The organism is Vibrio sp. 10N.222.49.A3 (assembly GCF_041475145.1).
GTDB classification, from domain to species: Bacteria; Pseudomonadota; Gammaproteobacteria; order Enterobacterales; family Vibrionaceae; genus Vibrio; species Vibrio tasmaniensis_A.
In genome coordinates, this window is record NZ_JBFRVM010000034.1 from 26,906 (window position 1) to 39,589 (window position 12,684).

General features: G+C 43.6%; 11 protein-coding genes and 1 pseudogene. 9 read left to right on the forward strand and 3 right to left on the reverse strand.

From position 1 onward, the window contains the following. The first annotated feature begins 2 nt into the window (after positions 1–2). From AB4589_RS06615 to AB4589_RS06645, 7 genes and pseudogenes are all read left to right on the forward strand, one after another. Positions 3–362: a DUF6559 family protein gene (locus tag AB4589_RS06615; protein WP_017096953.1), complete on the forward strand. Its 360-nt coding sequence runs from the start codon at positions 3–5 to the stop codon at positions 360–362. A 492-nt stretch (positions 363–854) separates the two neighbouring features. Next, positions 855–2,309: a lytic polysaccharide monooxygenase gene (locus AB4589_RS06620; RefSeq protein ID WP_372099891.1), complete on the forward strand. Its 1,455-nt coding sequence runs from the start codon at positions 855–857 to the stop codon at positions 2,307–2,309. Between the two features lie 204 nt (positions 2,310–2,513). After that, a pseudogene (locus tag AB4589_RS06625) lies at positions 2,514–3,932 on the forward strand (PLP-dependent aminotransferase family protein). Between the two features lie 175 nt (positions 3,933–4,107). After that, complete coding sequence (locus AB4589_RS06630; protein ID WP_372099845.1) at positions 4,108–5,694, forward strand: cytochrome ubiquinol oxidase subunit I; 1,587 nt, start codon at positions 4,108–4,110, stop codon at positions 5,692–5,694. Positions 5,695–5,706: 12 nt separating this feature from the next. Beyond that, positions 5,707–6,843 (forward strand): cytochrome d ubiquinol oxidase subunit II, encoded by a 1,137-nt coding sequence (cydB, locus tag AB4589_RS06635; RefSeq protein WP_372099847.1) that lies wholly within the window; start codon positions 5,707–5,709, stop codon positions 6,841–6,843. Positions 6,844–6,853: 10 nt separating this feature from the next. Further along, positions 6,854–6,955 carry a cytochrome bd-I oxidase subunit CydX gene (gene cydX / locus AB4589_RS06640; RefSeq protein ID WP_004734907.1) on the forward strand — a complete coding sequence of 34 codons (102 nt, stop codon included), beginning with the start codon at positions 6,854–6,856 and terminating at the stop codon, positions 6,953–6,955. A 280-nt stretch (positions 6,956–7,235) separates the two neighbouring features. Continuing rightward, a complete protein-coding gene (locus AB4589_RS06645; protein WP_017109820.1) occupies positions 7,236–7,724 on the forward strand; it encodes a GNAT family N-acetyltransferase in 489 nt (162 codons plus the stop codon). A gap of 136 nt (positions 7,725–7,860) precedes the next feature. On the opposite strand, the gene AB4589_RS06650 is transcribed toward AB4589_RS06645, so the two are convergent. Then, positions 7,861–8,436 carry a nucleoside triphosphate pyrophosphohydrolase family protein gene (locus tag AB4589_RS06650; protein ID WP_372099849.1) on the reverse strand — a complete coding sequence of 192 codons (576 nt, stop codon included), beginning with the start codon at positions 8,434–8,436 and terminating at the stop codon, positions 7,861–7,863. Positions 8,437–8,623: 187 nt separating this feature from the next. Between AB4589_RS06650 and AB4589_RS06655 the strand changes: the two genes are divergently transcribed. Then, a complete protein-coding gene (locus tag AB4589_RS06655; protein ID WP_017096949.1) occupies positions 8,624–9,694 on the forward strand; it encodes a diguanylate cyclase in 1,071 nt (356 codons plus the stop codon). A gap of 38 nt (positions 9,695–9,732) precedes the next feature. Here AB4589_RS06655 and AB4589_RS06660 read toward each other — a convergent pair whose 3' ends face one another. Further along, a complete protein-coding gene (locus AB4589_RS06660) occupies positions 9,733–10,299 on the reverse strand; it encodes a DUF1415 domain-containing protein (protein WP_372099851.1) in 567 nt (188 codons plus the stop codon). Positions 10,300–10,384: 85 nt separating this feature from the next. After that, positions 10,385–11,584: an MFS transporter gene (locus AB4589_RS06665; RefSeq protein ID WP_372099852.1), complete on the reverse strand. Its 1,200-nt coding sequence runs from the start codon at positions 11,582–11,584 to the stop codon at positions 10,385–10,387. 110 nt (positions 11,585–11,694) lie between these two features. Here AB4589_RS06665 and AB4589_RS06670 point away from each other — a divergent pair, with 110 nt between their 5' ends. Beyond that, entirely contained in the window at positions 11,695–12,567 is an 873-nt protein-coding gene (locus AB4589_RS06670; protein WP_372099853.1) for a LysR family transcriptional regulator, read from the forward strand. The last annotated feature ends 117 nt before the right edge of the window (positions 12,568–12,684 follow it).

Genomic DNA, 12,684 nt, shown 5'->3' on the forward strand with positions numbered 1-12,684 from the left:
ATATGTTTAGATATATTCAACGACGACGAATCAAGAAAGTAATCAAATCACTTTCTGCAAAGTTGGTGAAAGCGTACGGAAGCAGTGACTTTTTCTCTATTGGGCAAGTAGAAACGAGTTCATGTGAATTGAGTAAGCGCCAACAACTGGTTGCCTTAGCATTGTTTGCTGATCCACAAGACCTTGCTGCTGAAATTGCTCCAGCCATTCAACTGCTGCGTAATGATGTGTCTAATGACTTCTTCGGTGGTGAGGAATATAACGCGCGTGATGTACTTAATTTGTTGGGCGGTGGCGGTTGGAAGGGCGGTCGTATGGACGATGATATGTCGAATCGCTTTGGTATGCATAGCCGCTATTAGTTTAGCTCTTTCAAACTAACGTTTAGTGGTTTAGCGATTTATAAACGTATACGCTTAATAGCTTAGTCACTTAGCGACTTTGCAACAGTCTCAACAACGTTTTGATGATGATCAAAAGCACTCAATATCATTATTTATGCGAGCGTTTCACTCCAATTGATTCCCTAAAAAAATACCTTCCTAGTGAACTATTTTCTTAGGGAATGCGTAATTCGTGTCGGTAAAAATCGATAATTCGAAGCAATATCATCTATCTCTAACACATTTCTTTGAGTTGTGTGACTCTGATTCCTTTCAAAATAAATCCCACTTTTATTGATAGTTATGACGTATATATTTTCCGTGTTCTTTAAGTCAGAAACTATAAACCCTCGAACTGCAATCTTGATTAGTAAATATCCAATCAATATTGCATATGGGGGTAAAATAATAGAGAGTGGGAAAGTGAAAACAGCAAATAATAATATTCTAAAAATAGCAGTGGGGATGGCTATGCTATCCAGCGTACCATCAGTAGCAAACGCTCATGGTTGGTCTGAATTTCCAAGTGCACGTCAGAATACGTGTTATGAACAAGGCGGAGTTTGGTCTGGTACGCCACCAAATGCGGCGTGTGCTCAAGCAAAAGAGATTTCAGGGTCATATCCTTTCGTTCAACGCAACGAGTATGCGAAAAATATCCAAGATTTCAACAATATCAATGCTGTGAAAGCTGCGATTCCAGACGGCACTTTGTGTTATGCCAATGATTCGCAAAAACGTGGCATGGGTGCTCCTCATACTGGTTGGACTCGCACCGAGCTAAGCACTGGTACATTTGAATATGTATTCAACGCGACTGCACCACACAACCCGTCATTCTGGGAGTTCTATCTAACAAAACCAAACGCCGACCTGAGCAAAGGCCTAGCGTGGGGTGATTTAGATCTTATCCAAGAAGTTGGGAATGTTCCTGTAAGTGGTGGCAAATACCGTATCAACGTAACGATTCCTTCAGACCGCTCTGGCGACGCAATCTTATACGTACGTTGGCAACGTGACGATGCCGCGGGTGAAGGTTTCTACAACTGTTCAGACATCACTATCGCGGGGGGAACAACTCCTCCACCAGAGCCGGGTCCTCAACCTGATCTAGTCCGTGGCGACCTGTTTGTTTCTGACCAGTTTGGTACGCCAGAAATTGGTGATACGGTTAAATATGACATCATCAACAAGTACGGTGAAGTAGCGCGTAGCTTCGACGTCGTTATCGACGCTTCAAACGTTAACGATTGGGCTCGCTTGTTGGCTTCAGAGATTAACGGCTGGCATGAAGAGTTTAAAGATGGCGCGATCTTCATTGGTGACTGGCACGCTGAAATGCAGCACTACATGTATTTCCAAAACGATCCTTCACGTAACTTCTTCAACTCAAAAGATAGCCGTGCTTCTGGTCAGTTAACGCTGATTGATGGTGGCGACGGTGGTGTTGAACCATTGAAAGGCGACATCTACGAGCTAGTAAAGAGTGACAACGTAGTGAATGCTGGCGACAAAGTTGTGATTGCAACAAGTGAAGCGGCGACATTAACTCAAACTCAAGGTTCTGCTGTAAGCATCCAAAATAACGGCACTGCGTCAGTTGTCGTAGATACGACTGGTATAGTAGCTAATGAAACCTTGTCATTCATGGCTAGTTCTATTGAAAGTGACAGTGTTGAAACCTTCACTTTTGAAGTAATTGCCGATGACGGTGGTGTAACACCAGACCCAGATCCAACGCCGGATCCTGATCCGACTCCAGACCCAGACAATGGCACGTGGGACTCATCAGCGACTTACCTTGGTGGCGAAGTCGTGACTTACTCGAACCAGTCATGGAAAGCGCAATGGTGGGTTCAAGGTGGTACAAACCCTAAAGCGACCTACGAAAATGATCAGTGGGGCGTTTGGCGTCCAGCTAACTAGTCAGCTAGTCAAACTAAGTAACTAAATAAATAAGACACCACACTCGATTGATGAGTGTGGTGTCTTTTCTTATGGGAGAGATAAACAAGTCGACCGTGAAGGTAATTGGGTTTAGGGTAGGGCTTTGTTATACCTGAATGTCTGAGTACTTCGAATATTCACGGTTTAGTAATATTTTACACATTAGATAGAAAAGACTTTTTGATGAAAAAATCTCAGATACTCGCCAATACAATCAAGAATCAGATAGAACAAAACATCTGGCTTAGTGGTGAGAAGATCCCATCAATAAGAGACGCGTGTAAGCGCTACAAACTCAGTATCGAGACGGTACTTCAGGCCTATCAACAGCTTGAAGACCAAGGCTATGTGCGCTCAAAGCCTAAGTCTGGTTATTTCGTGTTACCGCGTAGAAATGTATTCACCTCAGAACACACGCAACAAAAAGCCATCAAGCCGTATCCCGTTAAAATCAGTGACCTGCTTTACGATGTGCTTCAACGAGCCAAAGACCCTAGCATCATTCCACTCAGCTCGGCATTTCCAGACCCTGCCTTGTTTCCGCATCAAGCGTTGTCGCGCAGTTTAGCCAATGCCAGTCGTCAAATGCCCGATAACAGCATGCTTACTAATCTGCCACCGGGCAGTGAAACATTACGCAGGCAAATCGCTCAGCGCTATCAAGCTGGTGGGCTAGATGTATTGCCCGACGATATTGTGATCACGTCAGGGGCAATGGAAGCACTTAACTTATGCCTGTAATCCTGTACCGAGCCGGGTGACTTAGTCGCGATAGAGTACCCTGCGTTTTACGGTGTGTTACAGACTATTGAAAGGCTAAACCTGACGGCAGTTGAGATACCTACAGACCCAGAAACCGGAATCGATCTTGATGTGTTGGAATCGGTTTTCGCTTCAATGAACATCAAAGCGTGCTGGTTCATGACCGAATCGCAAAACCCAGTGGGTTATTCGATGAGTGATGGAAACAAGCTGCGGTTGGCCGAGTTGGTGAATCAACATAAGATCCCGATGATCGAAGACGATGTGTATCGAGAACTTCATGTCGGCAACCAAAGCTCATTGCCTGCTAAAGCCTATGACACTGGCGAGCAAATCATGCTGTGCGGTTCGTTTTCCAAATCATTGTCGCCCGGCTTTCGAATCGGTTGGGTAGTTGCAAGGAAACAAGCGTTAAAGATTCAGAGATTGCAGCACCTTTCGACGCTCTCAAGCAGTATTCCTATCCAACTTGGACTGTCTCATTACCTGACGTTTTATAGTTATGACAACCATCTTAAAAAACTTCGCAAGCTTTTGAATGAAAGGAAGAAGGCACATATTGCATTGTTAGAATCTAGCTTACCTTCAAGTGCGATGGTGCATAAAAGCCAAGGTGGTTACTTCCTTTGGATAGAGTTGCCTCATTCTGTTTGTGTTGAGAAGCTTTATGAGCAAGCACTTGAACACAACATCTCTGTCGCGCCGGGAATTATATTCAGCAGCGACAAAAAGTTCTCTCATCACATCCGTCTCAACTGCTCGTACGCTTGCGACGACAAAATCGCAGAAGCCATTCGTACTCTAGGTGGTTTGATTCAGACAATGGAATTACAAGCCTAAGTCGTTAGCTGAATTACCGGCTGCTCCATACTTCAACGCTAGTCTCTACTGACTGGATAAACAATCTGTTCTGTTTTTTAACAACCAATCTGTTCTAGTTTGGTTTGTTCGAACTGTGCTGAAATACGCTCCAATTCTTAAAATGAAATCCATCATTATGATGTTTGGAGCTTAAATGTTTGATGTAGTTGAATTGTCGCGTTTACAGTTTGCGCTAACCGCTATGTTTCACTTTCTCTTCGTCCCTCTGACTATCGGTATGTCGTGCTTACTGGCGATCATGGAGTCGATCTATGTACTCACCGGTAAACAAATCTATCAAGACATGACCCGCTTCTGGGGCAAACTGTTCGGCATTAACTTTGCCTTGGGTGTCACGACCGGTTTAACCATGGAATTCCAGTTTGGCACCAACTGGTCTTATTATTCTCACTATGTCGGCGATATTTTCGGTGCACCTTTAGCCATCGAAGCGCTTGTCGCGTTCTTCCTAGAATCCACCTTTGTTGGATTGTTCTTCTTTGGGTGGGAAAGATTATCGAAACGCCAACACCTTGTGGTTACTTGGCTGGTGGCGTTGGGCTCGAGCTTTGCTGCACTGTGGATTCTAGTTGCCAACGGCTGGATGCAAAACCCGATCGGGTCAGAGTTCAATTACCAAACCATGCGTATGGAGATGACCAGTTTTTCCGAAGTGGTGCTCAACCCTGTCGCACAAGTTAAATTCCTGCATACCGTGGCATCAGCGTATACCTGTGGCTCAATGTTTATCCTTGGTGTGAGCTCTTACTACTTGCTTAAAGGTCGTGACGTTGCTTTTGCAAAACGTTCGTTTGCTGTCGCAGCTTCGTTTGGTATTGCTTCTATTATCTCGGTGATCGTATTAGGTGATGAGTCGGGCTATGAACTGGGTGATGTTCAAAAAGTGAAGTTAGCAGCGATTGAAGCGGAATGGCACACCGAACCGGCACCTGCGGCGTTTACCTTGTTTGGATTACCGAACCAAGAAGAAGGCAAAACCGACTTCGCGGTCAAAATCCCTTATGTGATGGGGATTATTGCAACGCGATCTTTGGACGAGCAAGTGACGGGTCTTCATGACTTGCGCGACCAGCACCTCGTCCGTATTCGCAACGGAATCATCGCTTACGAATTGCTAGAACGTTTACGAGCAGGCGATTCCTCTTATGAGACAGAACAAGCATTCGATCAAACCAAGCACGATCTCGGCTATGGCTTATTACTTAAGCGTTACACCGATACCGTAACCGATGCGACTGAACAGCAAATCCAACAAGCGGCAGATGATTCTATCCCAACAGTGTGGCCACTTTTTTGGTCATTCCGAATCATGGTGGGCTGTGGCTTCATTATGTTGTTTGTGTTTGGTGCTGCCTTCCTGCAAACCTACCGTAACAATATTACGCAAAAGCCTTGGTTACTGAAAACGGCGCTATGGTCAATTCCATTACCTTGGATTGCGATTGAAGCTGGCTGGTTTGTTGCGGAATACGGTCGTCAGCCTTGGGCTGTGGGTGAAATTCTTCCTGTGACCGTCGCGGCTTCTTCTCAAACCGTTGAAAACCTGCTTACGTCTCTTGCTCTCATTATTAGCCTGTATACCGTATTCATCATTGTTGAAAGTTACTTGATGATTACCGTGGCTAAAAAAGGCCCAAGCAGTTTAAAAACGGGTCGCTATCACTATGAACAAAATACAACTTCTCTTGAAGCCAAATTGGCACAACAAGTTCAACAATAAGGTGACTGACTCATGTTTGAATATGACACATTGCGTTTAATTTGGTGGGTTCTGATTGGTGTACTGCTGATTGGTTTTATGATCACCGATGGCTTCGATATGGGAGTAGGAGCGTTGTTACCGTTTATCGGTAAAACCAACTCTGAAAGACGAGTGATGATTAACTCCATTGCACCCCATTGGGACGGCAACCAAGTTTGGTTAATTACCGCAGGTGGCGCTTTGTTTGCAGCGTGGCCGTTAGTGTATGCGACATCGTTTTCAAGCTTATATGTTGCGATGTACTTGGCTCTTATCTCATTGTGGCTACGTCCTCTTGCACTTGAGTACCGAGCCAAGATAGATAACGACCAATGGCGAAAAGTGTGTGATTTAGCGATTTCGTTTTCAGGCTTTTTTCCGCCGATTTTATTTGGTGTCGCGTTTGGCAACTTGATGCAAGGGCTTCCATTCTCGCTCAATAGTTTACTCATGCTTGAGTACCACGGATCGTTTGTTGATTTGCTTAATCCGTTTGCTCTGTTGTGTGGCTTCGTTGGTTTATTGATGGCGTTGTTGCAAGGCAGTGCTTGGCTGATGATGAAAACGACAGATGCGCTATACAACAAGGTAAGATTGGTTGCTCAGGTGAGTGCGATACTTGTGGTGAGTCTCATGGTGCTAGGTGGTTTAACAATAAGTCACATTGATGGTTATCAGATTGTCAGTGAGTTGAACCATAGCGCGGTTTCAAACCCGTTGAACAAACAAGCGATAGCAGAAACTGGTGCTTGGTTATCTAACTTCGAGATTCACCCTTGGATGTGGTTTGCGCCAATTGGCAGTGTGCTTAATCCATTGATGGCTTTGATCAGCGCAAGGTTGAAATGGGATGCGATTTCTTTTATTAGTTCCAGCCTGACTAACGCTTGCATCATTTTAACCGCTGGTTTCGCGATGTTCCCATTCATTATTCCGTCTAGCGTTAATCCAAGCCATAGCTTAACCCTTTGGGATTCAACCTCTAGCGAACTGACCTTGAACATCATGACAGGTGTCGCGTTTGTGATGGTGCCTATCATTCTTTGTTATACCGCGTTCAGCTACCGAACCATGTTTGGACGACTCGATAACGAGTATGTCGAACGCAACGGCAATTCACTGTATTAAGGAGTTTCTCATGTGGTATTTTGTTTGGATATTAGGCTTATTTCTAGCCTCTGCATTTGCAGTTTTGAATGTCATCAGCCTAGAGAAAAGTGACTCAGAAACTGAGTTTTGATTGACCTTTGATTCATAAAGAGACCAGAAGCATGATGCTCTGGTCTTTTTATGAGCCTTCCTAAAGCGTAAGATTTGGTTCTTCCTTCGAGGTACAAGATGGTAAGACTTAAATCGAGTGAGCTGCATTCTTTTAAGTACACCTATATCTCAGCTCTATATAAGATTTAATAAAAACAATTTTATCTAACCTATTGTTAAATATTTACTATTTGATAGTGTGTCTAGGTGCACATTAAGGATGTGTTTCATATTTAGCGATGAAAATAGTAGGAGTTGCGATGAGTATTATAGTGAGACGGTCTGAACCGTCAGATGCAAAGGGAATCAAAGAAGTTTACGAATGCACAAACGCTTATACCGGTACGCTGCAACTCCCAAATCCATCTCTGGAAAGCTGGCAGAAACGAATCTCAAATATGCCCGACAACGTGTACTCGTATGTCGCGATGATCGACGATGAGATTGTTGGTAATTTGGGAATGGAAGTGTGTGTAAACCCGAGAAGGCGTCATGTTGCTTCATTCGGTATGGGTGTTAAAGACGATGTATTAGGCAAAGGTGTCGGTAGTCAACTGCTCGCGACCGCGATCGACTTGTGTGATAACTGGATTAACATCAAACGACTGGAGCTAACGGTGTACACCGATAACGAAAGAGCGATCAGTCTCTACAAGAAATTCGGTTTTGTTATTGAAGGAGAGTCGGCTGGGTTCGCTTTCAGAAATGGCGAATATGTGGCGGCTTATCACATGGCACGACTGGTATAGTGTTCTGCTTCTAATACAAGGCTCCAATTACCACAGCTAGGGTATTCTAATAGATAATAAAACGCCACGTTAAAATAACGTGGCGTTTTCGATTTCAGTCAACTGCGGCTTTAAAGTGCTTCAGTTGTAGCCTTACTTAAGCCGTTAGAGACTCAAGGTTCGCAGGGCGGTAATGTACTGATTTTAGTACTTTACCTTGGCGAACTGTCTTGCCTTCCGATACGAAATCTTCCGCACACTTAGCGATGATGTATTCACCTTTTTGAACAGCCATCAGTTTGATGTTCTGCTCAGCATAGAAAGCTTCAGTTTCTGCGTATTCTGTTTCGTTACGGCACACTTTACTCATGTTGCTTGAGTGTACTTCGTCCCAACAAGGCAGAAAGTCGATTGAGCGGCTTTTAGAAACATTCAACAGTAGGTCGATCAGGTAGCTGATTGCTAGGTTGTCTTCTACCTTAGCTTGGCCAAGGTGAACTAAACGTCCCATCAAAACATAAACGCTGTCTACAATAGCGTCCGCTTGTTCGATTTTAGAGTCAGCTTCTGCAAGTTCTGTTAGTTCTTCGATCGCTAGAGATGTGTGTAGCGTATCGCCTTTTTCGTCCATTGTTTCAGGAGCAGCAACAGGCAGATCAAAAGTACTGCGGAACTCTTCAATGTCGCGGTAAAGGTGATCGTAGATTTCTTGGCTTAGTTGAGAAAGGTTCATTTTCCTATCCATTCTGTTTCGTTAATGGGGTATTTTACCAAAGCTGGGAATAGGGTGCTAACGCAAAGTCGACTTTTATTCATTGGTTTAATGAGGTATCTTGCATAAAAACTAATTGATTAATATATAATTTACAGTAGGCCACACGTAATATTGCCAATCAGTTCTCCGTCGTAGGATCACAGTTATGCACCAAGCTAATGAAAGTGAAGTTGTTATACGTCGTTTGTATCAAATCACCAATGATTATCGAAAAGGGTTCGATATTCAGATCGCTCAGCTGCTTATCATGGGGCTTGAACGCTTCAACCTTGATATTGGTATCTTATCTAAAGTCGAGGGTAATACTTACTTAGTTGAACACTCTGTCACACCTGAAGGGGTTGAGCTCAATAGTGGCGATATCTTCGACTATAGTTCGACCTATTGTGAGATTACGTGCAAATCTGTTGGCCCTATTTGTATTGAGCATTGCGGTAAACATGATAAGTATGCGACACATCCTGCCTACCAATCTTTTGGGCTAGAGTCTTATATTGGTATCCCGATTTTCGTCAATGATGAGCTTTATGGCACCTTAAACTTTTCAAGCCCAGCTCCCTATCATCGCGAGTTTAAAGAGTTCGATATCGACGTTATGCGGTTAATGGCGTCATGGATTGAAGTGGAACTCGTGAGAAGACAGCAAGAACGTAAACTGACAGAGTTAAATGAAAAACTTGAATATCAAGCTTTGTACGATCCTCTTACACACTTGCCGAATCGACGTTGCTTGTTCAAAACGTTGAATGCAGAAGTGGAGCAGTTAAAAGGCTCTCTAGGTAAAGGGACACTAGCCGTCGTAGACATCGATTTCTTTAAGGTCGTTAATGACACTTACGGTCACCAAATGGGTGACGTTGTTTTAAAGAAAGTGGCAAACGTTCTGCGCAATAATATTCAAGATGGAGAGTTTGTGGCGCGTTTTGGTGGTGAAGAGTTCATTCTTTGGTATCCAAATAGTACACCAAGTGGTGTTGAAGATAAGTTCATGACTCTTTTACAAGAAATGAAGAAAATCACACTAGATAGTAAGCCTATCACCATATCAATCGGTGCGTGTCATTTTGAGTTGAGTACTGGAGATAGCAAAGGGGAGAGAATGTCGGCATTAGACTCGCTAATCAAAGTTGCCGATGAATGCCTGTACATTGCTAAACAAAATGGACGAGATCAGTTTATATCTCGCCCATATCATCAAGAACACTCAGACTCGTAAGTTGAAGCTGTCAGCTCTTAAAGCTCAAAGGTTAGTTCTTAACTGAATAGATAAGGGAACAACTTACGACGCTCTTCGGGTGTTAAAGATTCAACTCTCGCGATGTTGGTATCAGGAATCGCTTCAGGGTTGGGGTAGTGCTTCAACACTTTTTCCATACTCGCTTCACGAATCAAATGGTAAACCGGATACGGAGAGCGGTTAGTAAGATTTTCATCGTCTTCTGGATCCGCACCACCAAAGCAATAGTCTGGGTGGAAGGTTGCCACTTGATAAACGCCTTCCCAATCTTCTTGCTTGATCAAGGCCTCAATCCAATCAATGAACATGTTGTAGTCGAAGAAATCTTGCAGCATGTTAGGCACAACCACCAACGTCGTCTCTAATTCTGGGACTGGCGTGTTATCTAACTCTACGAAATGCGTCATGATGTCTCCCAACAACGCTTCTTCCGTATTTGCTTCACTCACAAAGATCTTAATCTGTTTATTGCGTTGCGGCTTGGCTGCGAATGGACACAGGTTTAGGCCAATAACGACATCGTCTAACCACTGTTTTACTTGGTCATGGATGGTTTTAAGATCTGAGCTTTGAGTGTTCGACATAACAGGTTCCGAAATGAAATTTTGCGTAGGATATCAGAACGGACGTTAATCAAAAGCAATAATTGAGTTACAACCTCGGTCGTACTTATGCTTGTGCGAGTTTAGAGGCTGACACTTGAAGTTGTTTTAACTGGTAGACCCATGCAAATATCGCGACATAAAAGATAGACCCACCGGCGATAACACCATTCCAACCGAACAACTGCCAGCAATATAAGAGTAAGAAACCACCTAAGCTCCCGCCTATGTAATAGTGAACTAAGTAAAGTGCGGTTGCTGTCGCTTTCGCGCTCGATGCTTTTTGACTTACCCAAGAATAGGCTAGGGTATGGGCGAAAAAAGCTCCGCTACTGATCAATAACAACCCAGCTAACATGAATGGGACTTTGTCGACGGCAGAAACCAACATTCCGATTAAGCTAATACACACGCCCATCAATATACCGTTTAACGGGTCAAAGCGAAGTGTCCATTTGTTGGAGAGCTTAGAGCTTACCGTACCGGCCAAGTAACATAGGAATATCAGTGAAGCTAAGCCCACAGGCACTGAGTGAGGTTCGGATACCAACCTAAAGCCCATTACTGAATACAGGTTAACGAATAGCGCGAAGTTAGCGCCACCAATCAACATCGCGAGCCACAAGGTACGGTTTCTTAAGTGCATCACAACCGAGCGGTTATGATGAAAGAACAACCCTTTTTGAGGTTTGAAATTTTGTTGGTCAGGCAGACTATACGCAATATAGAGAGCGCCGATTAAGGAGCCGACCACGAAAAACAAAACCGTTGCGTGCCAGTCAAAATAATCCGTAATCAAGCCACCCAATACACGTCCGAAAATTCCACCCAATGAGTTGGCTGCAATATAACCACCGATCGCGACTGCAAATGCTTTGGGTGATAACTCTTCGACCATATAGGCAACCGCCACGCCTGCAAAAGCAGCGACTGCGATTCCCATTAATGCTCTGGCAATAACAAGTTGCAGTAGAGTGGTTGTGAACACCATGCTCAATCCAATCAAAGGAATAGCGAACAGACTGAATAGGATAATAGGTTTTCGACCAAAGGTTTCAGAAGCGATTGCCCAAGGCACCAAGCTGATGGAAAGCCCAAGTGTTGTCGCGGCAAACAGCCAGTTGATCTGAGTTTCAGATACTTGGAAGTGCTCCGCCATGTGCGGCAAGATAGGCTGAAAGAGGTAAAGGTTACAGAAAATGATAAATGAACCAATCGCCAATGATTGGGTGATGCGTTTGTATTGAGGACTGCCTTTATCAAACATTTACGTTGTGCCTGCGCGAGTAAGTAAGCTATTTGTGAACAAGTTATCAGTACAAGTGTGATTAAAGAAATATATTAAAAATATCACCTCTATATATTAAATATATCGCCATGCTTGAATCAAAACCTCTTCGACATTTTCTGGCCGTTGCTCAGTTTGGTAATTTTACCCAGGCTGCAAAAGCGCTGCATATCGCACAGCCTGCATTGAGTATCTCCATTAAAAAACTAGAACAGACGCTTGAGTTGATTCTATTTCGTCGAGGAGATAAATCCGTCACCTTAACGGAAGAGGGAAAGGTACTGTTTGAGCATGCAAAGCGAATCGCCCAGCAGTTTGATGATGCTCAACTCGCAATGAATGAGCTAAAGGGACTAGAAAAAGGCGAGGTTCGATTAGGCGCTCCAAGTATGATGGGGAGCTACTTTTTCCCACAGGTGGTGATGGTCTTTAAAAGCCAATACCCAAACCTAAAACTGACGCTTATAGATGCTGGTACCGCTTCGATTCGTGAAATGCTGTTAAACGGCGAACTGGATATCGGGGTTATCAATCATGAAAATGTCCCAGATGATCTCGAAACCGATCACTTGTTGAGTTCTGAGATGCTAGCTGTTGTTGGTAAAGAACACCCATTAGCGTCACAACCATTCATTACCTTTGAAGAGTTTTTCGCTCAAGAACTGATTATGTTCAAGTCGGGTTATTTCCACCGTGATTTCATTGATGCGACCTGTAAAAAATACAATCTCGATATGACCATCGCCTTCGAAACCAACTTATTGCCAATGATTCTTTCTATAGTAAAACGAGAGTTTGCCATTACTGCGCTGCTGAGTTTGGTCACAGAATACGAAGAAGACGTCGTGGGGGTGCCATTTAAAGATCCTGTAAAACTCAATCTATCTTTGGCTTGGAGAAAGGAAGGGTACTTGTCGAAGGCGGACCGAACCTTTATTGATTTCGTTAAGCGCTACGTGTGATTGTCTTGTTGTGTTATCTATCAATACAAATTTACGTAAAATATCTACTACATTTCAATGTGTTATTTTGTGATTTTTATGGCATTTAAATGATGTTCTTTTACTGATTAATTGCTC

Coding starts and splice junctions, on each gene's coding strand:
- AB4589_RS06650 (WP_372099849.1), bottom strand. CDS start 8,436: ATGAACCTTTCTCAACTAAGCCAAGAAATCTACGATCACCTTTACCGC.
- AB4589_RS06620 (WP_372099891.1), top strand. CDS start 855: ATGCTATCCAGCGTACCATCAGTAGCAAACGCTCATGGTTGGTCTGAA.
- cydX (WP_004734907.1), top strand. CDS start 6,854: ATGTGGTATTTTGTTTGGATATTAGGCTTATTTCTAGCCTCTGCATTT.
- AB4589_RS06645 (WP_017109820.1), top strand. CDS start 7,236: ATGAGTATTATAGTGAGACGGTCTGAACCGTCAGATGCAAAGGGAATC.
- AB4589_RS06615 (WP_017096953.1), top strand. CDS start 3: ATGTTTAGATATATTCAACGACGACGAATCAAGAAAGTAATCAAATCA.
- cydB (WP_372099847.1), top strand. CDS start 5,707: ATGTTTGAATATGACACATTGCGTTTAATTTGGTGGGTTCTGATTGGT.
- AB4589_RS06660 (WP_372099851.1), bottom strand. CDS start 10,299: ATGTCGAACACTCAAAGCTCAGATCTTAAAACCATCCATGACCAAGTA.
- AB4589_RS06665 (WP_372099852.1), bottom strand. CDS start 11,584: ATGTTTGATAAAGGCAGTCCTCAATACAAACGCATCACCCAATCATTG.
- AB4589_RS06670 (WP_372099853.1), top strand. CDS start 11,695: ATGCTTGAATCAAAACCTCTTCGACATTTTCTGGCCGTTGCTCAGTTT.
- AB4589_RS06630 (WP_372099845.1), top strand. CDS start 4,108: ATGTTTGATGTAGTTGAATTGTCGCGTTTACAGTTTGCGCTAACCGCT.
- AB4589_RS06655 (WP_017096949.1), top strand. CDS start 8,624: ATGCACCAAGCTAATGAAAGTGAAGTTGTTATACGTCGTTTGTATCAA.